This is a genomic window from Pseudomonas sp. MPDS (assembly GCF_013283895.1).
In the GTDB taxonomy this organism is placed as follows: Bacteria; Pseudomonadota; Gammaproteobacteria; order Pseudomonadales; family Pseudomonadaceae; genus Aquipseudomonas; species Aquipseudomonas rhizophila.
In genome coordinates, this window is the sequence record NZ_CP054128.1 from 757,026 (window position 1) to 778,362 (window position 21,337).

Below are 21,337 nucleotides of genomic sequence, written 5' to 3' on the forward strand. Positions count from 1 at the left end.
GATGATTGACGTCAATTGTCCGTCGAAGGTGTCATTGCAGGTTTTGTGCCCGAGGTGGGTGACCGTTAGTCGGCTATTTTGGGCTTTGTCTGGATGATGGCGGGATGACACCTACTGCTTTTCAGAATCACGGTCTAGAGTGAGATCACAGTATTTGTCCGCCTTGCTACGTCAGGTCGGACGTGACGCCCGATAAGAGAAGCAGCATGGAATGCGTGCAACCACCGCTTGGCGAAGACAGTTCCGTCCTTTTGATAGTTGATGATTACCCTGAAAACCTGCTCAGCATGCGAGCGTTGTTGCAGCGTCAGGACTGGAAGGTGATGACCGCGTCCTCGGGTGTCGAAGCCCTTAACCTTCTACTCGAACATGACATCGACCTGGTCCTGCTGGATGTGCAGATGCCCGACATGGACGGTTTTGAAGTGGCGCGTCTGATGCGCGGCAGCCAGCGGACACGGCTGACCCCGATCATTTTCCTGACCGCTAACGAGCAATCCCAGGATGCGGTGATCAAGGGTTACGCCAGCGGCGCCGTGGATTACCTGTTCAAACCATTCGATCCGCAGATTCTCAAGCCCAAGGTTCATGCCCTGCTCGAACACCAGCGCAATCGCCGGGCCTTGCAGCGCCTGAGCCAGGATCTGGAAGCCGCCAGGGCTTTCAACGCCTCGGTGCTGGATAACGCCGCCGAAGGCATCCTCGTGGTGGACGAAAGCGGGTGTATTCGCTTCGCCAATCCGTCTACCTGTCGCCTGCTTAATGCCACCGCCGAGCAGTTGCAGGGAATGCCGCTCCTGGATTTCCTGCAAAAACCCCACATCCCCGAGTGGGCCGGCTCCGATATCCATGTCGCCTACTGCCGGGGGCAGACCTGGCGCCTGCACGATGCGGTCTTGCGCACCGCGCCCGGCCAGCAGGTGTCGGTGGCCTTGTCTTGTGCGCCCCTGCCTGCGGAGCAGAAGGCCATGGTGGTAACGCTTCAAGACATGTCGGTGGTGCGTCACTTGCACCAGCAACTCGAATACCAGGCCGTCACTGACCCGCTGACCGGTCTGCTCAACCGCAGGGGGTTTTATCAGACAGCCGAAAACCTGCTGATGCGCAGCGAGCGGCTGGAAAGCAACTGGGTGCTGCTGTACCTGGATCTTGATGGCTTCAAACGGGTCAATGATTCGTTGGGCCATGATGCCGGTGATCGCGTGTTGCGCTGGGTGTCGGAACAACTGAAGGCGTGCCTGCGCCCGTTCGACATTCTGGCGCGTCTGGGCGGCGATGAGTTCACCGCCCTGCTGGATCTGGAAGTGCCCGAGCAAGCGGCCAAGATTGCCGAGAAACTCATCGAACGAGTGTCTATCTGCCAACAGATCGAGGGCATGGACGTAGCGCTGGGGGCCAGCATCGGCATCGCGACCTACCCCGACTGCGGCGCCAATCTCGACGGTCTGCTGCGCGCGTCCGACATCGCCATGTACGAGGCCAAGCGCGCTGGCCGTCAGCAATACCGGTTTTACGATCACGAAATGAACGGTCGAGCCCGTTCACGGCTGATGCTCGAAGAAAGTGTGCGCTCGGCCATCGAAAACCGCGATTTCAATATGGTCTACCAGCCCCAGGTGGGGGTGGGCGACGGGCGCATCCGTGGCTTCGAGGCGCTGTTGCGCTGGCAGCACCCCAGCGTCGGTGATGTGCCGCCGGGGTTGTTCCTGCCATTACTGGAAGAGGCCCGGTTGATCAGTCGGCTGGGGAGCTGGATTTATCATCGCAGCGCGGCCCAGCGTAAAGTCTGGGAGCGCTTGTTCGCTGATGATCTGGTACTGGGGGTGAGCCTGAGCAGCACCCAGTTCGGTTTGCCCAATCTGGTGACCGAATTGCGCCAGGTCCTGGAGCGACATGCCCTCAAACCGCGGCAACTTGAGGTCGAGGTGACTGAAGATGCACTGATGCGCAACCCCGACGAAACCCATAAACAACTGCGGTTGCTGCATAACCTCGGGGTGCGAGTGGCGTTGGATGATTTCGGTTCCGGGCCTTGCTCGCTGGCGCACCTGCGCGACCTGGAACTCGATACCCTCAAGCTTGATCGACACCTGATCGCCCGTCTGCCGGATTCGCCCCGGGATGCGGCACTGGCGGCGTCGGTCATCGATTTGTGCAAGCAATTGGGGTTGCGGGTGATCGCCGAGGGCGTAGAGACGCCTGAGCAATATAAGTGGCTCAAGGCCCACGGCTGCGAATATGTGCAGGGGTTCCTGGTAGCGCGGCCCTTGATGGCCGAAGACACCGATGCCTTTGCCCGGCCATTTGACTGGAGCGCGATGCAGGTCTGAATTCGCTACACTGGCGGCTTTTGTGACTGTGTTGCCGCCGATGATCGCGCTCAAATACCTCCAGGCTTACCCCGCCGCCCTGCAAGCCCAAGTGCAGCAACTGATTGCCCAGGATCGGCTGGGCGACTACTTGCAGCAGCGCTATCCCGACCGGCATTCGGTCCAGAGCGACAAGGCCCTGTACGGTTATGCGCTGGATCTCAAGCAACAATACCTGCGTAACGCGCCCGCTATCGACAAGGTGCTGTTCGACAATCGTCTGGACCTGACTCACCGCGCCCTGGGCTTGCACACTGCCATTTCACGGGTGCAGGGCGGCAAGCTCAAGGCCAAGAAAGAAATTCGTATCGCTGCGCTGTTCAAGGACGCGGCACCTGAGTTTTTGAAAATGATCGTGGTGCACGAACTGGCTCACTTCAAGGAGTCGGACCACAACAAAGCGTTCTACCAACTCTGCGAGCACATGCTGCCGGGGTATCACCAGTTGGAATTCGACTTGCGGGTGTACCTGACCTGGCGCGATCTGCAACCCCCCAAGGAATGACCGAATGGACGTCAGCAAGACCAAAAGCAGCTTCTATCGTCGTTTGTATGTGGCTTACCTGATTGATAGCGGCGTGGCCAGCAACATTCCCTCGCTCACCGAAGTCACCGGCATGCCGCGACGCACCGCCCAGGACACCGTGGCAGCGCTGGCGGACCTGGATATCGTGTGTGAATTCGAGCAGCTAGAGGGCGCCCGTAACCATGCCGGGCATTATCGGATCCGTGATTGGGGGGCGATTGATCGGCGCTGGATCGAGGGGAATTTGCCGCGCATTAAAGCGGTGTTGGAGTATCCCTGAACATTGGCGGCTTCTGGGGAGGCGTTATCGCGAGCCTGCTCGCGAAGAGGGCATCAAGGCCGGTGCATGCCAATGTGTGGAATCCCGTCTTCCATGTACTCGATACCCACCACTCCAAACCCATACCGCGAGTAATACCCCTGCAGATGCGCCTGTGCCGACAGTGAGATCGATGTACCGGGCCAGTGCTTCTCGGCCTGCTTGAGACCCTGTTCCATCAGTTTGTGGCCCAGCCCCTGTCCCCGTGCTTGGGGGGCGATGACCACGCGCCCGATGACCACGTCACTGTTTTGCGAGTGCGGATCGAGCAAGCGAAGGTAAGCCACCAGACGATTGTCCTGCCAGGCCATCAGGTGGCAGGTGTCGCCCTCCAGGTCCAGGCCGTCGACGTCCAGGTAGGGGCAATTCTGCTCCACGACGAATACTTCGGCGCGCAATTTGAGGATGGCGTACAGCTGTTCCTTGCTCAGGTCACTGTGATGTTTGCAGACCCAGTCGATATCCATTTTTTGAATTTCCAGAAGAACCTGATGCCGATATTAAGCGGGCTGGCTGCGGAAGTCTCTTTCTTGGACAACTGTAAAAATCTGTGACAAAGGCCAAAATGCCATCATCGAATTGTCGCGGCGTGGCCTTCTTTGTGTAATCTTCGATTCAACGCTGCGCAGCGGTTCCACTGAGCTAATGTTAGGACCGGATGTCTGACGACATCTCTTGAGATTCGGCTAAAAACAAACCGGGCTTTGAACCCGTCAAGGATGTTTGGCATGCCGCGATTGCATCGAGCTCTTGCTTTGGTCGGGTTGCTGTTGCTGAGCCACAACGCCTGCGCGCAAAAGTTGCGTCTGGTGGCAGATGGCTGGCCACCCTTTACCGACACCACGCTGGTCAATGGTGGCCTGGCGACCGATATCGTCAGTACCGCTCTGGCGCGAGCCGGTTATGCCAGTGACTTTGAGCAGGTGCCTTGGGCCCGGGCGATGCTGGGCATCGGCGAGGGGCGCTATGACGTGCTGATCAATGCCTGGTACAGCGAAGAACGTACCCATGTGGGCCGTTTCTCGGCTGAGTACCTGCTCAACCGCGTGCGCTTCATCAAGCGCAAGGACGCACCCATCCAGTACGAGAACTTGCAGCAGCTGCATGCCTATCCCATCGCCGTGGTCCGCGGATACGCCTACTCCAAGGCGTTCGATGAGGATCAGCAATTGCAGAAAGTCCCTGTGCATAACTTTGCAATGGCCGTGCGCATGCTCGCTGCCGGTCGGGTGAAGCTGACCCTGGAAGATGAGTTCGTCGCCCGTTATTACTTGTCTCGTGAGTCGGCCAAGGTGCGCAACGCCGTGGAGTTCATGCCCAAGCCACTGAGTGAAAACAGCCTGCACATCCTGGTCAGCCTGAAGAACCCGCAGCACGAGCAGATTGTCGCGGGATTCGATCGGGAGATTGCGGCGATGAAGGCCGATGGTAGTTATGCGCGGTTATTGAAGGCGCACGGGATGTGATCTTGCTGTGCCTGGACTGGCGCTATCGCGAGCAGGCTCGCTCCCACAGTTGATCTAGAGCGGACACTTAAATTTTGTACGGCTGAGGTCCACTGTGGGAGCGAGCCCGCTCGCGATGGCTGTGGTGCGAGCACCACACTCCTCAAGCCTCGCTAGTATCCTTGACCAGATGCGCCGCCAACGTGCGCAGCGGCCCCAACTGACGGCAGATCAACCCCAGTTGCGTCTGCACCAGCCGCTGACCCTCGTCGATTTCATCGGGCATCTGCTCAAGCTCACTGGCCAAGGCTTCTTCCTCGTCGCTTTGGACCGCTATCGGTTGTTTGCTCGCCAGGCCCTGGGCGATTTCGTCGATGCTCGCGGCCAGTTTCACCCCCGCGCCGTCGATCAGGTGTTCGCGCACGTCCGCAGGCAATGGGGTGTCCCGATGGGCGCCCAGGCCTGACAAGTAGCTGAGCAGGGTGTGGGACAGCACCAGGAAGCGGAACCCGACATCGGCTTCCTTACGGAAATGCCCCGGCTCCATCAGCATGTTTGCCAGGGTGGTGGACAATGCGGCGTCGGCGTTGTGGGCGTTGCGTCGGGCCAGGCGATAGGCCAGGTCGTCGCTTTTGCCCGCGGCGTATTGCTGCATGATCTGGCGCAGGTAAATGCTGTTGCAGGTCAGCGTGTTGGCCAGCACCTTGTTCAACCGGCGGCCTTGCCAGTCCGGCAGGAACAGGAATACCGCAAGGCCGGCGATCAGGCTGCCGAGCAGCGTATCGAACAGGCGTGGCAGCAGCAGTCCATAGCCGTCGCCCACCTGGTTGAAGCAGAACAGCACCATGATCGTGATCGCGGCGGTTGCCAGGGTGTAGCGGGTCGTGCGGTTGGTAAAGAACACCACCCCGGCGGCGATGGCGAAAGACGATTGCACCAGCGGGTTGGGAAACAGATCGAACAGCGCCCAGGCCACCGTCAGGCCGATGGCGGTGCCGATGATCCGTTGGCCGAGCTTGCGCCGGGTGGCGCCGTAGTTGGGTTGGCACACGAACAGCGTGGTGAGAATGATCCAGTAGCCTTGGGACGGGTGGATCAGATGCACCATGGCATAACCCACACTCAGCGCCAGGGGCAGGCGCAGGGCATGTCGGAACAGCAGCGAGGTGGGCGTGAGCTGTGTGCGCAAGCGGACCCAGACGTCCTTCAGGTTGCGCGGTGAGCGATCCAGCAGGCTGCTATCGGTGGCGTCGGCCAGGGCGTCGGGGTTGCTCGCGTCGCTGAGCAGGCGGTCCATGGTGCCAAGGTTCGCCGACAAGGCCCGTAGCGAACGCAGCAATCCGCGCCAGGCCGGGTTGCTCTGGATCCGCAGGTGTTCGAGGGAGGCGTGCAGGTCATTCAAGGCCTCGGCGAAGCTGGCGTCATAGACGAATGGCTGGCGCAGTTGGATCGACTCGGCCAACGCTTGGCAGGCTTTACCTTGCTGGCGCAGCAGGCGTTGGCAGCGGAACAGCACGTCGCTGTGAAAGAACGCCTCGGCCAGTGCGTTGTAGGGGTAGTGGGAAGAGCTGGCGCGCTCGTGGATATCCTGGGCGAGGAAGTACAGCTTCAGGTAGCGGCTGACCTTCGAGCCTGGTCGCCCATTGCCTACGCGGTGCAGGATGATTTCCTTCGCCGCGTTAAGCGCGGCGACGACCCGGCCGTTCTGTTGGGCCAGTTCCAGGCGTCGGGCTTCGACGTCCAGTTGACGGATCGGCTCGAAGAGCGATGATTTGAGCTTCAGATAGCGTCCCAGCTCGCGGAACAGCCGCGCCAGGCTTTGCTGCACCGGCTGGTTGGAAAACAGCGCCTGCCACAGCACCGAGAGCAGGCCGTACCAAGCCGCACCGGCCACCAGCAGCAAAGGTTCGTGCCAGAAATCGGTGACCGCGCCACCGCGCTGGTCTACGCCGATCATGGTGTAGACCGAGAGAATCAACGTGGCCGAGGCAATCGCGCCATAGCGCTCGCCCAGCGCACCGAGCATAGTCAGGGCGAAACTCGCCAGCGCCAGGGCAACGATGAACAGAACCGGATAAGGAAACAGCAATTCCACCGACAGCGCTGCGATGGTGAAGCACACCAGCGTCACGGCCAGCGCGTTGAGGCGGCCCTGCCAGCTGTCATCGGTCTCGGCCAGGGCGCTGGCGATGATGCCCAGGAACAGCGGGATCAACAGCGCCATCTCATCCAGATACCAACACAGCGCCATGCTGCCGGTCAGGGCGATGAACACCCGCACGCTATAACTGAATTTATCCAACGCCCAAAGGCGACGCAGAGACTGACTAAACGAGGTCGATGACATGAAGTGCACGGGCCTGACGGGCAATGACGCTAAATTGAGGCAGTAATGACGCCGACGCAATGGCGGCGATCACATCCGGCAGCAAAAAGTGTTCCGGGATGCTCCAGCAAACCCCAGTGGGAGCGAGCCTGCTCGCGATGAGGCCGGTACATTCAACATTGATGTTGTCTGATAGTCCGCCATCGCGAGCAGGCTCGCTCCCACAGGATCATCATCCCCATTGGATTCTATGCATCCCTTCAATCAGACGTATTGCGCAGCCGCATACCCCGACGCCCAGGCCCATTGGAAGTTGAACCCGCCCAGGTGCCCGGTGACGTCCAGTACTTCGCCAATGAAATACAGGCCCGGGCTTTTCAGTGATTCCATGGTCTTGGACGAGACTTCCCGCGTATCGACACCGCCCAGGGTCACTTCGGCGGTGCGGTAGCCTTCGGTGCCGGCCGGGACGACATTCCAGCTCGACAGTTTCTCGGCAATGTCTGCCAGTTCGGCGTGGGTGTATTGCTTCATGGGTTTGGAGACGAACCAAGTGTCGGCCAGCAGGGTGGCCATCTTTTTGGTGAACAATTCGCCCAGCAGGGTTTTCAGTTCGCTGTTGGGGCGTTCGGCCTGTTGCTGTTGCAGCCAGCTCGGCACGTCGTGGTCCGGCAGCAGGTTGATCTGCACCGTGTCACCCGGTTCCCAGAACGAGGAAATCTGCAGGATCGCCGGGCCGCTGAGGCCGCGGTGGGTGAACAGGATGTTCTCGCGAAAACTCTGCTCGTTGCAGCTCACCAGGCAATCCACTGAAGTGCCTGAAAGTTCGGTGCACAACGCCTTGAGCTGGTCGGTGATGGTGAACGGTACCAGCCCAGCGCGGGTGGGCAGCAGTTGGTGGCCGAACTGTTTGGCCACCTGGTAACCGAAACCGGTCGCGCCCAGCGTCGGGATCGACAGCCCGCCCGTGGCAATCACCAAGGATTGGCAGGTGATGGCCCCGAGGGTGGTTTGCAGCAGGTAGCCGCTCTCGGTTTTCTCGATGCGCTCGATCGAGGTGTCCAGGTGCAGGTTGACACCGGCTTGGTCGCATTCGTCCAGCAGCAGGCCGAGGATGTCGCTGGACTTGTTATCACAGAACAACTGGCCGAGTTTTTTCTCGTGATAGGGCACGCCGTGCTTGGCCACCAGGGCGATGAAATCCCACTGGGTGTAACGGGCCAGGGCCGACTTGCAGAAATGTGGGTTCTGCGAGAGGAAATTGCCCGGTTCGCTGTACATGTTGGTGAAATTGCAGCGCCCACCGCCGGACATGAGGATTTTCTTGCCGGCTTTGTTGGCGTGGTCCAGCAACATCACCTGCCGTCCGCGCCCTGCGGCGGTCAACGCGCACATCAACCCCGCGGCGCCAGCGCCAATGATCACGACTTCGGTAGAGCGCAAAACGGTGTCCCTCTAAATGTCACCACAAAACCCATTGTGGGAGCGAGCCTGCTCGCGATGAGGCCGGTACATTCAACATTGATGTTGTCTGACAGTCCGTCATCGCGAGCAGGCTCGCTCCCACAGTTTGATCTCTGTTGGAGTTACAGGATCCGCACCCGCAACGAACGGCCCTTGATCTTGCCATCGTTCAGGCGTTGCAGCGCCTGTTTGGCGATTGCGCGCTCCACGGCGACATAGGCCTGGAAGTCGAAAATCGCGATCTTACCGACCTGGGCGCCGGGGATGCCGGCCTCGCCGGTGAGGGCGCCGAGAATGTCGCCGGGGCGGACTTTGTCTTTGCGCCCGGCACCAATGCACAGGGTGCTCATGGCCGGCAGCAGCGGGCCGCCGCCCTGGGGCTTGAGGTTGTCGAGTTGGTCCCAGCTCAGTGGCGACTTCTGCAACTGTTCGATCGCTTGGGCGCGGTGGGCTTCGGACGGCGCCACCAGGCTGATGGCGATGCCTTTTTCACCCGCACGCCCGGTGCGGCCGACGCGGTGAATGTGAATTTCCGAGTCACGGGCCAGTTCGACGTTGATCACCATGTCCAGTGCGTCGATGTCCAGGCCACGGGCCGCCACATCGGTGGCGACCAGCACCGAGGTGCTGCGGTTGGCGAACATCGCCAGCACCTGATCGCGGTCGCGCTGTTCCAGATCGCCATGCAGGCCGACCGCCGAGATACCTTTGGATGTCAGATGGTCGACGGTTTCCTGAACCTGCTGCTTGGTGAAGCAGAACGCCACGCAGGAGGCCGGACGGAAATGCGCCAGCACCTTGACCACGGCGTCCATGCGCTCCTCGGGGGAGATTTCATAGAAACGCTGCTCGATCTGCGCGTCGGAGTGAAAGGCTTCGGCCTTGACCTGCTGCGGGTTGCGCATGAACTTGGACGACAGTTGCTTGATGCCCACCGGGTAGGTGGCGGAGAACAGCAAGGTCTGACGGCGTTCCGGGGTCTGCTGGATGATGTCTTCGATGGCGTCGTAGAAGCCCATGTCGAGCATGCGGTCGGCTTCATCGAGGATCAGCGTGTTGAGGCCGTCCAGCACCAGCGAGCCCTTGCGCAGGTGCTGCTGGATGCGCCCTGGCGTGCCGACGATGATGTGGGCGCCATGCTCCAGGGAAGCGATCTGCGGGCCAAACGACACGCCGCCACACAGGGTCAGGACCTTGATGTTGTCTTCGGCGCGGGCCAGGCGCCTGATTTCCTTGGCAACCTGATCGGCCAGCTCACGAGTCGGGCAGATCACCAGTGCCTGGCAGCCGAAGAAGCGCGGGTTGATCGGGTTCAGCAGGCCGATGCCGAAGGCCGCGGTCTTGCCGCTGCCGGTCTTGGCCTGGGCGATCAGATCCATGCCCTTGAGGATCACCGGCAAGCTCTGCGCCTGGATCGGCGTCATCTGGGCATAACCGAGGGATTCGAGGTTAGCCAGCATGGCGGCGGACAGCGGCAGAGTATTAAAAGCGGTGGCAATGGTGGTCACGGGACTGGCCTGCAAAACAAAATGTCGCGCAGTGTAGCAGCCTCGTGCCACTTTTCTCGAAAGTTCTGGACGAGCTGTGAGGGCCACGCTTGTGTTGGGGGCTGGTGGATCCAGAAACTGTGGGGCTCTGGAACTGTGGGAGCAAAGCTTGCTCGCGACGAAGGTGGCGCGCTATTTCAGGAAACCGAGTCGCCTGTATCGCGGGCAAGCCTTGCTCCCACAAAAAGCGCCAAGCCACGACGCCTCTTAGTCAGTGCTCGATATGCTCATCCGGCCGCTTGGCCCGCCGCCCATCCTCTTTCGACAGCTGCGAAAAAATCGTCGCCGCCAGCATCGCCATGATGCCCACCGTCAGGAACGTCAACTGGAACGCGCCAAGCACGGTGTCCACCCCGTCGTTGCCGACCTGGGCGGTAAAACCGCCGAGCAGCGCACCAGCACAGGCCACGCCCAGGCTCAGGGACAGTTGCGCCACCACCGACAGCAGGCTGTTGCCGCTGCTGGCGCTGGCGTCGTCCAGGTCAATCAGGGTCACGGTGTTCATCGCGGTGAACTGCAACGAGTTGATCGCCCCCAGCACCGCCAGTTGCGCCAGCAGCAGCCAGTACGGCGTCTGTTCGCTGACCAGGCCCATGCTCGCCAGCATCAGGCCCAGGGCCAGGGTATTGGCGGTCAATACGCTGCGGTAGCCGAAGCGCTCGATCAACGGCCGGGCCACGGACTTGGCGACCATCGCCGCCGCGGCCAGAGGTAACATGCTCATCCCGGCCTGGGACGGTGAATAGCCCAGGGCCACTTGCAGCAGCAACGGCACCAGGAACGGCAGGGCGCCGCTGCCCAGGCGCGCGAACAGATTGCCGAGAATCCCCACGGCGAAGGTCCGGGTCTTGAACAGCGACGGTGCGAACAGCGGGTTTTCGATGTGCCCGGCCCGTAGCCAATAAGCGGCCAGGCAGGCCATGCCGCCGAACAACAGCAACATCACGCGCAAGTGCGGCAGGTGCAGTTCACCGAGGCCTTCCATGGCGATGGTGATCAGCACCATGGCCGCGCCAAACAGCAGAAAACCCAGGCCATCGAACCGGGTACGCTCGCTGCCGCGCAGGTCCGGGATGAATTTCCACACCGCGTAGCAACCCAGCACGCCCACCGGCAGGTTGATGATGAAGATCCAGTGCCAGGTCAGGTACTCCACCATCCAGCCGCCCATGGTCGGGCCGATCAGCGGGCCGAGCAGGCCGGGAATGGTGATGAAACCCATGATCCGCACCAGTTCCGAGCGTGGGTAGGCCCGCAGCACGACCAACCGGCCCACCGGCAGCATCAGCGCGCCGCCCAGGCCCTGGATCACCCGGGCGCCGATCAGCATGGACAACGAATTGGACAAGGCGCAGAGCAACGAGCCGAAACTGAACAGCAGGATCGCGCCGAAGAAAATCTTCTTGGTCCCGAAGCGGTCGGCGATCCAGCCAGAGGCCGGGATCAGCAGCGCCACGGTGAGCATGTAGGCAATGATCACGCCCTGCATGCGCAGCGGGTTTTCCGCCAGGTCGCTGGCCATGGCGGGCAGGGCGGTGTTGAGGATGGTCCCGTCCAGGGACTGCATGAAGAAGGCAATCGCCACGACCCAAGGAAGCCAGCGGGCGGTGACAGCGTCGAGCGGTGCGCGGTTGGGCATGGGACCTCTTGTACGGAGTGTTGATCAGGAACAGATGCCGCTGTTGTGGCGAGGGGATTTATCCCCGCTGGGCTGCGAAGCAGCCCCAGAACTGTCGCCTCGGTGAGTCAGGCAGAACGCATTTACCCTTTGGGGGTCGCTTCGCAACCCCGCGGGGATAAATCCCCTCGCCACAGGTCCTGTGTTTGGTTGGCTACAACGTCAAGGTCAAGCGCTTGACCAATGCCCCCGGCAACAGCATCGAAGCCGTGGCCCGCTGGCTGTAGGTGCTGGCCGATAGCAGCAGTTCCCGCTCCCGGGTCAGGCCTTCGAGTTGCGAGCCGAGCAGGCTGTAGACGCTGTCGTCGAAACGCATGGTGCTGACCGGCGCGACGATCTGGCCGTTCTCGACCCAGAACGTGGCGAAGCGGGTCATGCCGGTCATGCGCGCGGCCGGTTGGTCCGAGTAGTTCAGGTACCAGAGGTTGCTGATGTACAGCCCGGTGCCAAGGTGCTCGAGGATGTCTTGCTGCTCGAGCTGGCCTTCGTTCATCACCAGCGCCGTGGGGTATTCGTAGCTGCTGGCGCCGTTGGCGTTCAGGCCGTGCTCGGCGGCGCTGCGGGAGTTGATCAACTGTGCACCGGCCATGCCTTTGACGATCAGGCCCAAGTCATCGCGCGGATAACCTTCGTCGGAAAACGCCGGGCTCAAAGAGCCGCTGACCTGCTCACTGAGCCATACGTCGGGGCTCAAGCTTGCTTCGTTCGCGTAGAACTTCTGCAACGGACTTTGCTTGCTGGCAATCGCCCGGGCCGAAAACCCGCCCCAGCTGAGCATGCCCATGATTTCTTCCATCGCCGCTGGTGCCAGGTAGGCGCGGTATTCACCGGGCGGCAGGGTGCGCAAGGGGCGGCCCAAAAACGCCAACTGCTCGCGGGCCTGTTCAAAGCGCCTGGCAAAGCCTTCGCTGCTCCATTCGTGCCCGGCGTAGCTGGCTTTTACCGCCTGGCCGTTTTCATGGAACAGGCTGAAATCGAAGTTGAAGCTGTTGGCCTGATGCCAGCCGAGCGCCCCCGAAGAACTGGCAAAGCCCCGGCTGATGGGGCCGGCGGCATAGAAACCGACCAAATCCAGACCGTCGGCGGCGCGGGTGATTTCGGCCACGGCCTGGTCGGTGTCCGGCAGTGGATGGTCCTGCACGTTGTGGCTCTGCCAGTGATTGTGGTTGAGCAGCAGGTACGGATCGGGTGGCAGCAGTGGCAGGGTTTCGCGCAACTGTTGCAGACCTTCGGCCAGGCGATGCAGGTCGGTTTCGACTTCGCCGGACAAGGTGATCTGCAAGTCGGCGTGGCGCCCGTCGTTGATCAGTTTGAAGCTGACGCTGGCCTGCTGCACCTGCCCGGCCTGACGGACCTTGCCATGGTTGAAACGCACAAAAGCAGAGGATTCGGCGGCGTAGCCGAGGGTGAACTGCTCGGCTTCGCGCAGTGCATTGCGCAGCCAGTCGACCAACGCCTTGAAGGCCTCGGCCTGATTGTTGCCGGTGCTCATATTGCCGGTGCTCATCAGGCATCTCCCCCAAACACTGCGACATTGCTGAATACGCACGCCGGCGAGGCATGGCCGACGCGAATGACCTGGTTCGGTTCGCCCTTGCCACAATTTGGCGTGCCCAGTACCTGGGCGGTACTGGCGTCGCCCACCGCCCGCAGGCTTTTCCAGAATTGCGCGGAAATGCCTCGGTAGTTGGGGTTTTTCACCACGCCCTTGAGCTCGCCATTTTCGATCAATTGACCCCACTCGCAACCGAACTGGAATTTGTTGCGGGCATCGTCGATGGACCAGGAGCGGTTGGTGCGCATCAGCACGCCGTGTTCGATGCCCTGGATCAGTTGCTCCAACGATTGGTCGCCGGGCTCGATGTTCAGGTTCGCCATGCGGTCGATGGGCGGGCGATTCCAGCCACAGGCGCGGCTGTTGGCGACCCCGCTCAGGCCTGCGCGAAATTGCGACAGCGCACCACCCAGGGGGCGCAGCAAAAGCCCTTCACGAATCAGAAATTCTTTGCTGGCGGCGGTGCCGTCGTCGTCATGGCTGTAGCTGGCCAGCTCTTCGGGAACGTTCGGGTCGAAGGTCACGTTCAATAGCTGGGAGCCGTATTGCAGATGCCCGAAGTCGCCGGTCGTGACGAAACTGGTGCCGGCGTAATTGCGCTCGTCTCCCAGGATGCGGTCCAGTTCCAACGGGTGACCGATGGACTCATGGATCTGCAGCATCATCTGGTCAGGCATCAACAGCAGGTCACGGGGGCCTTGCGGGGTGTTCGGCGCCAGGAGCAATTGCAGGGCCTGGTCGGCGATCTTTGGTGCGGCACCGATCAGGCCGCAGCGGCGGATGACATCGAAGCCGCCTTGCTGGCCGAAGTTCTCACGGCCCAGGGTGCGGGTCTGGCTGTCGTTACCGTCGAAGGCGGTGACGTCCAGGGCCGGATAAACAAAGCGTTGGGCCTGGCGCAGTTCGGCGCCGGCGCTGTTGAGGTAGATCTGCTCGACCTGGGTCAGGCCGATGCTGACCTGCCAGTTCACCAGGCGCTCATCCTTGGGCACCGCGGCGGATTCGTCGCCCAGTAACTGATAGCAGTCGTTGAGGGACGGGAACGCCTGGTCGAAGTGAGGCGAGAAGTAATCGGCGCGGTCGCTGGAGACCGCCTGCTCGCGCAAGTCGAGCAGGGCGTGTGGCTTGAGCCGGCGGGCTTGTTGCTCGGCCCGCTCCAGCGCCGCTTGCAGGCCGGCCTGGGACAGGTCGTTGGTGGCCGCATAGGCCTCGACACCGTTGACCCGCACGGTCAGCATCGCCCCTTCGTCACGGCCCAGGCTGGGCGGTTCGGCAATGTTCTTGCGCACCGACAGATGCTGGCCGGACTCGCGCACGTAGCGCAGGGAAAAGAACTCAGCGCCCGTGCGCAAGGCAGCAAACCGCTGCTTGAGCTGGGGGTGGACATCGAACATGGAACCTCCTTGTCTGGAGTGGCGGTGCAGCGAGGTGCGGCGCATTGACGCGACGGCTCTAGATTAGGCCTGGGCGGGGGAGGGATCAAGGCAGATGGGAATATGGAGTGTCAGGCCGGACGCCATCGCGAGCAGGCTCGCTCCCACAGTTGACGGTTGTCGGGCACAAGATCTGTGTCCGCCGCAGATCCACTGTGGGAGCGAGCTTGCTCGCGATAGCGGTGTAATGCCTTACTGCGCCAGAGGCCCGACTTCGCGCATCGGCTTGCCGCGCACCGGCGCGTCGCCGGCCACGTAGTACGGCGCGGTGCTACGTGGCAGTGGCTGGCGGCCACGGATCTTGTCGGCGATTTTCTCGGCGATCATGATCGTTGGCGCATTCAGGTTGCCGGTGGTGATGATCGGCATGATCGAGGCATCGACCACGCGCAGCCCTTGCATGCCATGCACGCGGCCTTCGCCGTCCACCACCGCCATGTCGTCGGTGCCCATCTTGCACGAGCAGGACGGATGGAAAGCGGTTTCGGCGTGCTCGCGGATGAACTGGTCCAACTGCTCGTCAGTCTGCACCTCGATGCCCGGACTGATTTCGCGACCGCGGAACGGGTCGAGCGCCGGCTGCTGCATGATCTCGCGGGTCAGGCGGATGCCGTCGCGAAACTCCTGCCAGTCCTGCTCGGTGGCCATGTAGTTGAACAGAATGCTCGGGTGCTGGCGCGGGTCCTTGGACTTGGCCTGGATCCGGCCACGGCTTGGCGAACGCATCGAGCCCATGTGTGCCTGGAAACCGTGTTCCTTCACGCCGTTGCTGCCGTTGTAGTTAATCGCCACCGGCAGGAAGTGATATTGAATGTTCGGCCAATCGAAGTCCGGGCGGGTGCGGATGAAACCGCCGGCTTCGAACTGGTTGCTGGCGCCGATGCCGGTGCCGTTGAACAGCCATTCGGCACCGATGGCCGGCTGGTTGTACCAGAGCAGCGACGGGTACAGCGAAACCGGCTGGGTGCAGGCGTATTGCAGGTACAGCTCCAGGTGGTCCTGGAGGTTTTCACCGACGCCTGGCAGGTCATGGACCACCGGGATGTCGAGGCTTTCCAGCAGTTTGGCCGGGCCGACGCCGGAGCGTTGCAAAATCTGCGGCGAGGCGATGGCGCCGGAGCAGAGCAATACTTCCTTGCGGGCGCGGGCCTCGACGCGCTCTTCAGCAGCGCCCACCAGATAACGCACGCCGACCGCACGTTTGCCTTCGAACACGATCTTGTCGGTCAGGGCATGGGTGACGATGGTCAGTGTCGAGCGCTTCTTGGCCACGTCCAGGTAACCGCGCGCGGTGCTGGCGCGACGACCATTGGGCGTGACGGTACGGTCCATCGGGCCGAAACCTTCCTGCTGATAACCGTTGAGGTCTTCGGTGCGCGGGTAACCGGCCTGAACGCCGGCTTCGACCATGGCATGGAACAGCGGGTTGTTGCCGGCCTTGGGCGTGGTCACGCTGACCGGGCCGTCACCACCGTGGTAGTCGTTCGGGCCGATGTCGCGGGTTTCGGCTTTGCGAAAATACGGCAGGCAGTCCAGGTAGGCCCAGTCTTCCAGGCCCGGCAGCTTGGCCCAATTGTCGTAGTCCAGGGCGTTGCCGCGGATGTAGCACATACCGTTGATCAGCGAAGACCCACCCAGGCCCTTGCCGCGACCGCATTCCATGCGACGGCCGTTCATGTGCGGCTCCGGGTCGGTCTCGTAGGCCCAGTTGTAGCGACGACCCTGCAGCGGGAACGCCAGGGCGGCGGGCATTTGCGTGCGGAAATCCAGGCGATAGTCCGGCCCACCGGCTTCGAGCAGCAGGACGGTGACGCCTTCGTCTTCGGTCAGGCGGGTGGCCAGGGTGTTACCGGCCGAACCGGCACCGATGATGATGTAATCGAATTCTTGGGACATGAAATGCACCCTCTTTTTGAATTGGGTTCAGGTCGCGATTGCCTTGACGCCGCGCAACCTGTGGCGAGGGGATTTATCCCCGTTCGGCTGCGCAGCAGTCGTAAATCAGCGACTGGGTTTGTCTGAAGAATGGGGGGCCTTGGGGAGGGGGCTGCTACGCAGCCCCACGGGGATAAATCCCCTCGCCACAACGGCGTTCACTCAAGGCCTCATGTCAGATCAGAACACCGACGCGTAATCGCCCAGTTCGACCTGTACCGATTTGATACGGGTGAAGTTGTTCAGCGAACTGATGCCGTTCTCCCGGCCCACGCCCGATTGCTTGTAACCGCCGACCGGCATTTCGGCGGCCGATTCGCCCCAGGCGTTGATCCAGCAGATGCCGGCTTCGAGCTGATGAATCACGCGGTGCGCGCGGTTCAGGTCGCGGGTCACGACGCCGGCGGCCAGGCCGAAGTCGGTGTCGTTGGCGCGGCGGATCACTTCTTCTTCGGTTTCATAGGTGAGGATGCTCATCACCGGACCAAAGATTTCTTCGCGCACGATGGTCATCTCGTCGGTGCAATCGGTGAACACGGTCGGGGCGATGAACGCGCCCTTGGCCAATTCGCCTTCAGTCAAACGACCGCCGCCGCACAGCAGGCGCGCGCCCTCGGCCTTGCCTTTCTCGATGTAGCCCAACACGCTTTCCATGTGGGCGAAGCTGACCAGCGGCCCGAAGTTGGTGTTTTCATCTTCTGGATTGCCGATGCGAATACGTGCCACGCGCTCGGCGATCTTGGCTTCGAAAGCTGCCTTGAGATGGCTCGGCACGAACACCCGGGTGCCGTTGGTGCAGACCTGGCCGGAGCTGTAGAAGTTGGCCATCATCGCGGTGTCGGCGGCGCGATCCAGGTCGGCGTCGTCGAAGATGATCAGCGGTGACTTGCCGCCCAGTTCCATGGTCACGTCCTTGAGCGACGAGCTCGAGGCGCTGGCCATGACTTTCTTGCCGGTGTCGGTGCCGCCGGTGAACGAGATTTTCTCGATGCGCGGGTGCTCGGTCAGCCAGGTGCCGACTTCACGGCCGCTGCCCGTCAGCACGTTGAACACCCCCGCTGGAACGCCGGCTTCGGTGTAGATCTCGGCCAGTTTCAGGGTGGTCAGCGAGGTGACTTCGCTCGGCTTGAAGATCATCGCGTTGCCAGCGGCCAGGGCCGGGGCCGATTTCCACAACGCGATCTGGATCGGGTAGTTCCACGCGCCGATGCCGGCCACCACGCCCAGGGGTTCGCGACGGGTGTAGACGAACGAAGTGGTGCGCAGCGGCACCTGCTCGCCTTCGATGGCGGGCACCAGGCCGGCGTAGTATTCCAGCACGTCGGCGCCGGTGACGATGTCGACGTAGCGGGTTTCGGAATAGGCTTTGCCAGTGTCGAGGGTTTCCAGGGCGGCCAACTCATCGTTGCGCTCGCGCAGGATCTCTACGGCGCGGCGCAGGATGCGTGAACGCTGCATGGCGGTCATGGCGGCCCAGACTTTCTGGCCTTTTTCGGCGCTGACCACGGCGCGCTCGACGTCTTCTTTGGTGGCCCGCTGCACCTGGGCGAGTACTTCACCGTTGGCCGGGTTGATGGCTTCGAAAGTGGCGTCGCCGCTGGCATCGCTGTACGCGCCATCGATGTAGAGTTTTTGCAGTTCGAAACGGGCCATAAAGTCCTCGCAAGTGCATGAGTGGTTGGCTGACCACCGGGGCGTGTCGTCTACAGCTGACTACGCGGTTCGGTGGCGGTTCAGGAGCCGAGCGGTTCTGTGTGCTCTGTTACCCCTGCCTTGGCCAATTGGAAATCCATGTATTCGTAAGCGATCCGGTGCGCCTGGGCGGTATCGAACGCGTCTCCCGACAGCGCCCCGCGCAGCCACAAACCGTCAATCAACGCGGCCAGGCCCCGTGCCGCGCTACGTGCCTCATCGAGGGGCAACACGCGGCGGAACTGGCAACACAGGTTGGAATACAGACGGTGATCGTTGATCCGCTGCAACCTGTGCAAAGACGGGTGGTGCATGCTGGTGGCCCAAAAGGCCAACCAGGTTTTCATTGCCGGGCCATTGACCTGGCTGGCGTCGAAGTTGCCTTCGATGATCACCTGCAGGTGAGCCCGTGGGCTTGGGTCCTCCAGCGCCTGACGGCGTGCAGTGACGTTCTCGCTCAGGACACTCATCAGGTACTGGGCCGTGGCCGCGATCAGGCCATTCTTGTCCTTGAAGTAGTGGCTGATGATGCCGTTGGAGACACCGGCCAAACGGGCGATCAGCGCAATGCTGGCGTCCCCCATCCCGACCTGATCGACCGCTTGCATAGTGGCTTCGATCAATTGCTGGCGGCGGATGGGTTGCATACCGACCTTGGGCATCTGGTACATCTCCTTAGGCCATCCGATGGATGAGTGTTGTCTATCGGAATGAAGGCCAGTCTATTTTGTTTTGATTGAACGTTCAATCAACAAAAATAAGTTCTATGACAAGTCGTCGCTATTTGCCGGGGCGAGGACTTTTGGGGATGTCTTTATAACACTCGTCGGTTGGCATGTAGGCCAAATGCGCTTGATAGCTGGAATACTGTTGTGGTGAGGGGATTTGCATTCCAAGTCAAGCTGGTCAGCAGTTCAGAATCACCCAAACAAAAACGCCGCGATCGTCTCACGGCGTTTTTTTCGGTTTCGCTTAGCCCAGGTTTTTGCCGAGCAGTGCGTGGTACAGCTCACTGTCGCCAAGAATCCCGACGACCTGCTGGTTGTCGTGAAGCACCAGCTTGTTGCCGGTCTGGTAGCGAATCTGCAGCGCGTCGCGCATGCCGATGTTGGAGTCCACCAGGGTCGGACGACGGCCCAGGCCTTCGACGGCTTGGCCCGGGGCCCAGTTTTGCAGGTCCAGCACCGCTCCGTTCTGGCGGGCGCCCTTGATGGTGTTGCCTTCGGCCAGATCGAGCCAGGAGTCGCCGCCCGGATCCAGGCACACCGAACCGTTGATGCGCTTGCAGTTGTCCAGGGTGCGCATCAGGCTGCGGCCACAGAGCACGTTGAGCGGGTTGGTGTGGGCGACGAAGGTGCGCACGTAATCGTCGGCCGGGTTCAGCACGATTTCTTCCGGCTTGCTGTACTGGATGATCCGGCCGTCTTTCATGATCGCGATCCGGCTGCCCAGCTTCAAGGCTTCGTCCAGGTCATGGCTGACGAACACGATGGTCTTGCTCAGTTTGCGTTGCAATTCCAGCAATTCGTCCTGCAAGCCCTGGCGGATCAGTGGGTCGAGGGCCGAGAAAGGTTCGTCCATCAGCAGGATATCGGCGTCCATCGCCAGGGCGCGGGCCAGACCGACCCGTTGCTGCATGCCGCCGGACAACTCGTCCGGTTTCTTGTTGCGCCACTGGGTCAGGCCAACCAGCTCAAGTTTTTCATCCACCAGCTTCTTGCGTTCCTTTTCCGGCCGGCCCTGCATTTCCAGGCCGAAGCTGATGTTTTCGCGCACCGTAAGCCAGGGCATCAGGGCGAACTTCTGGAACACCATGGCAATGCGCTTGGTGCGCATCATCTTCAGTTCGGCCGGGCTGCAGGAGGCGATGTCGATCTGCCGGCCTTCATGCTCGACGAACAACTTCCCGCGACTGACGGTGTTCAAGCCGTTGATGCAACGCAGCAGGCTGGATTTACCGGAGCCGGACAGCCCCATCAGTACGCAGATTTCGCCTTTTTCAATGTCCAGGCTGGCTTTTTCCACACCGACGATTTGCCCGGTTTTCTTCAGGATTTCGTTGCGCGTCATGCCTTGGTCGAGCAGCTTGAGGGCTTCACGTGGATCTTTGGAGAAGATCACGTCGACCTCTTCGAAGCGGATTATGCTCATGCGTCACCCCCTACTTTGGCGTCGGGTTGCTTGCAGATTCGGTCGAGCATGATTGCCAGCAATACGATCGCCAGGCCTGCTTCGAAGCCCAGGGCGATATCAGCGGTGTTCAGTGCGTTGACCACGGGTTTGCCCAGGCCGTCGGCACCCACCAGCGCGGCGATGACCACCATCGACAACGACAGCATGATGCATTGGGTGATACCGGCCGCGATGCTGGGCATCGCATGGGGCAGTTCGATACGGGACAGCAGTTGGCGACGGGAGCAGCCGAAGGCTTTGCCGGCGTCCATCAGTTCGTCCGGAACGTCGCGGATACCCAGGTAGGTCAAGCGGATGGGCGCGGCAATCGCGAACACCACCGTCGAGATCAGACCGGGGACCACACCCAGCCCGAAAAGGGTCAGGGTAGGAATGAGGTAAACGAAGGTCGGTACGGTCTGCATCAGATCGAGCACCGGACGCATCATGGTGTAGAACAGCGGCTTGTGCGCGGCAACAATGCCCAGCGGCACGCCGATCAAGACACAGACCAGGGTCGCGAACAGCACCTGGGCCAGGGTTTCCATGGTTTCCTGCCAGTAACCCAGGTTCAGGATAAGCAGAAAGGCTGCGATAACGAAGACCGTCAGGCCCCACTTGCGCTGGATAAAATGCGCCAGTAGAGCGATGAGGCCGATCAAGACAAGCGGGTTGAACCAGGTCAGCGCAAACGTCACGCCGTGAATCATCGTTTCCAGTGACAAGGCGATGGCATCGAATGTGTTGGCGCCGTGTTGCGTCAACCAGTCGACAAAGCCCGCAATGTACTGGCCCAAGGGTATTTTCTGATCAATCAGCATGGTAGTGAACATCCGCATGCAAGGAATAAACAGCCCGGACGAGCGAACCCGCCCG

Annotated in this window: 16 protein-coding genes; 4 read left to right on the forward strand and 12 right to left on the reverse strand. The window is 61.4% G+C overall.

What is annotated here, in order from left to right:
* Nucleotides 1-206: 206 nt before the first annotated feature.
* Genes HQ912_RS03260 through HQ912_RS03270 form a run of 3 tightly spaced genes read left to right on the forward strand, consistent with a single transcriptional unit; the run spans nt 207 to nt 3,175 of the window.
* Nucleotides 207-2,330 carry a putative bifunctional diguanylate cyclase/phosphodiesterase gene (locus HQ912_RS03260; protein ID WP_076383386.1) on the forward strand — a complete coding sequence of 708 codons (2,124 nt, stop codon included), beginning with the start codon at nt 207-209 and terminating at the stop codon, nt 2,328-2,330.
* 40 nt (nt 2,331-2,370) lie between these two features.
* Nucleotides 2,371-2,874, forward strand: coding sequence for a M48 family metallopeptidase (locus tag HQ912_RS03265; RefSeq protein WP_047230503.1), 504 nt, complete (start codon nt 2,371-2,373; stop codon nt 2,872-2,874).
* A 4-nt stretch (nt 2,875-2,878) separates the two neighbouring features.
* Entirely contained in the window at nt 2,879-3,175 is a 297-nt protein-coding gene (locus HQ912_RS03270) for a helix-turn-helix domain-containing protein (RefSeq protein ID WP_076383387.1), read from the forward strand.
* Between the two features lie 53 nt (nt 3,176-3,228).
* Here the strand turns inward: HQ912_RS03270 and HQ912_RS03275 are convergent, their stop codons facing one another.
* The gene (locus tag HQ912_RS03275; protein ID WP_047230495.1) at nt 3,229-3,681 is read right to left on the reverse strand and encodes a GNAT family N-acetyltransferase; all 453 of its coding nucleotides are present in this window, start codon (nt 3,679-3,681) and stop codon (nt 3,229-3,231) included.
* A 261-nt stretch (nt 3,682-3,942) separates the two neighbouring features.
* Here HQ912_RS03275 and HQ912_RS03280 point away from each other — a divergent pair, with 261 nt between their 5' ends.
* Entirely contained in the window at nt 3,943-4,680 is a 738-nt protein-coding gene (locus tag HQ912_RS03280) for a substrate-binding periplasmic protein (protein ID WP_047230494.1), read from the forward strand.
* 142 nt (nt 4,681-4,822) lie between these two features.
* Here HQ912_RS03280 and yccS read toward each other — a convergent pair whose 3' ends face one another.
* The 11 genes from yccS to choW form a co-directional block, all read right to left on the reverse strand.
* Nucleotides 4,823-7,006: a YccS family putative transporter gene (gene yccS / locus HQ912_RS03285; RefSeq protein WP_160893959.1), complete on the reverse strand. Its 2,184-nt coding sequence runs from the start codon at nt 7,004-7,006 to the stop codon at nt 4,823-4,825.
* A gap of 243 nt (nt 7,007-7,249) precedes the next feature.
* The gene (locus tag HQ912_RS03290) at nt 7,250-8,428 is read right to left on the reverse strand and encodes an NAD(P)/FAD-dependent oxidoreductase (protein ID WP_047230492.1); all 1,179 of its coding nucleotides are present in this window, start codon (nt 8,426-8,428) and stop codon (nt 7,250-7,252) included.
* A 143-nt stretch (nt 8,429-8,571) separates the two neighbouring features.
* Nucleotides 8,572-9,909: an ATP-dependent RNA helicase DbpA gene (dbpA, locus tag HQ912_RS03295; RefSeq protein WP_230682660.1), complete on the reverse strand. Its 1,338-nt coding sequence runs from the start codon at nt 9,907-9,909 to the stop codon at nt 8,572-8,574.
* 298 nt (nt 9,910-10,207) lie between these two features.
* Nucleotides 10,208-11,635: a multidrug transporter subunit MdtD gene (mdtD, locus tag HQ912_RS03300; RefSeq protein WP_076383389.1), complete on the reverse strand. Its 1,428-nt coding sequence runs from the start codon at nt 11,633-11,635 to the stop codon at nt 10,208-10,210.
* A gap of 193 nt (nt 11,636-11,828) precedes the next feature.
* Nucleotides 11,829-13,166, reverse strand: a complete 1,338-nt coding sequence (locus HQ912_RS03305; RefSeq protein WP_173407508.1) for a TldD/PmbA family protein — start codon at nt 13,164-13,166, stop codon at nt 11,829-11,831.
* 14 nt (nt 13,167-13,180) lie between these two features.
* Nucleotides 13,181-14,623 (reverse strand): TldD/PmbA family protein, encoded by a 1,443-nt coding sequence (locus HQ912_RS03310; protein WP_173406467.1) that lies wholly within the window; start codon nt 14,621-14,623, stop codon nt 13,181-13,183.
* Nucleotides 14,624-14,854: 231 nt separating this feature from the next.
* Nucleotides 14,855-16,558, reverse strand: coding sequence for a choline dehydrogenase (gene betA, locus HQ912_RS03315; RefSeq protein WP_076383391.1), 1,704 nt, complete (start codon nt 16,556-16,558; stop codon nt 14,855-14,857).
* Between the two features lie 219 nt (nt 16,559-16,777).
* Nucleotides 16,778-18,250: a betaine-aldehyde dehydrogenase gene (gene betB, locus HQ912_RS03320; protein WP_173406468.1), complete on the reverse strand. Its 1,473-nt coding sequence runs from the start codon at nt 18,248-18,250 to the stop codon at nt 16,778-16,780.
* A gap of 80 nt (nt 18,251-18,330) precedes the next feature.
* Nucleotides 18,331-18,951 carry a transcriptional regulator BetI gene (gene betI / locus HQ912_RS03325; protein WP_047230364.1) on the reverse strand — a complete coding sequence of 207 codons (621 nt, stop codon included), beginning with the start codon at nt 18,949-18,951 and terminating at the stop codon, nt 18,331-18,333.
* Nucleotides 18,952-19,261: 310 nt separating this feature from the next.
* Nucleotides 19,262-20,440 (reverse strand): choline ABC transporter ATP-binding protein, encoded by a 1,179-nt coding sequence (choV, locus tag HQ912_RS03330; protein WP_047230365.1) that lies wholly within the window; start codon nt 20,438-20,440, stop codon nt 19,262-19,264.
* Nucleotides 20,437-21,282, reverse strand: a complete 846-nt coding sequence (gene choW / locus HQ912_RS03335; protein ID WP_047230366.1) for a choline ABC transporter permease subunit — start codon at nt 21,280-21,282, stop codon at nt 20,437-20,439. The genes choV and choW overlap by 4 nt, the downstream gene beginning before the upstream one ends.
* Nucleotides 21,283-21,337: the final 55 nt, after the last annotated feature.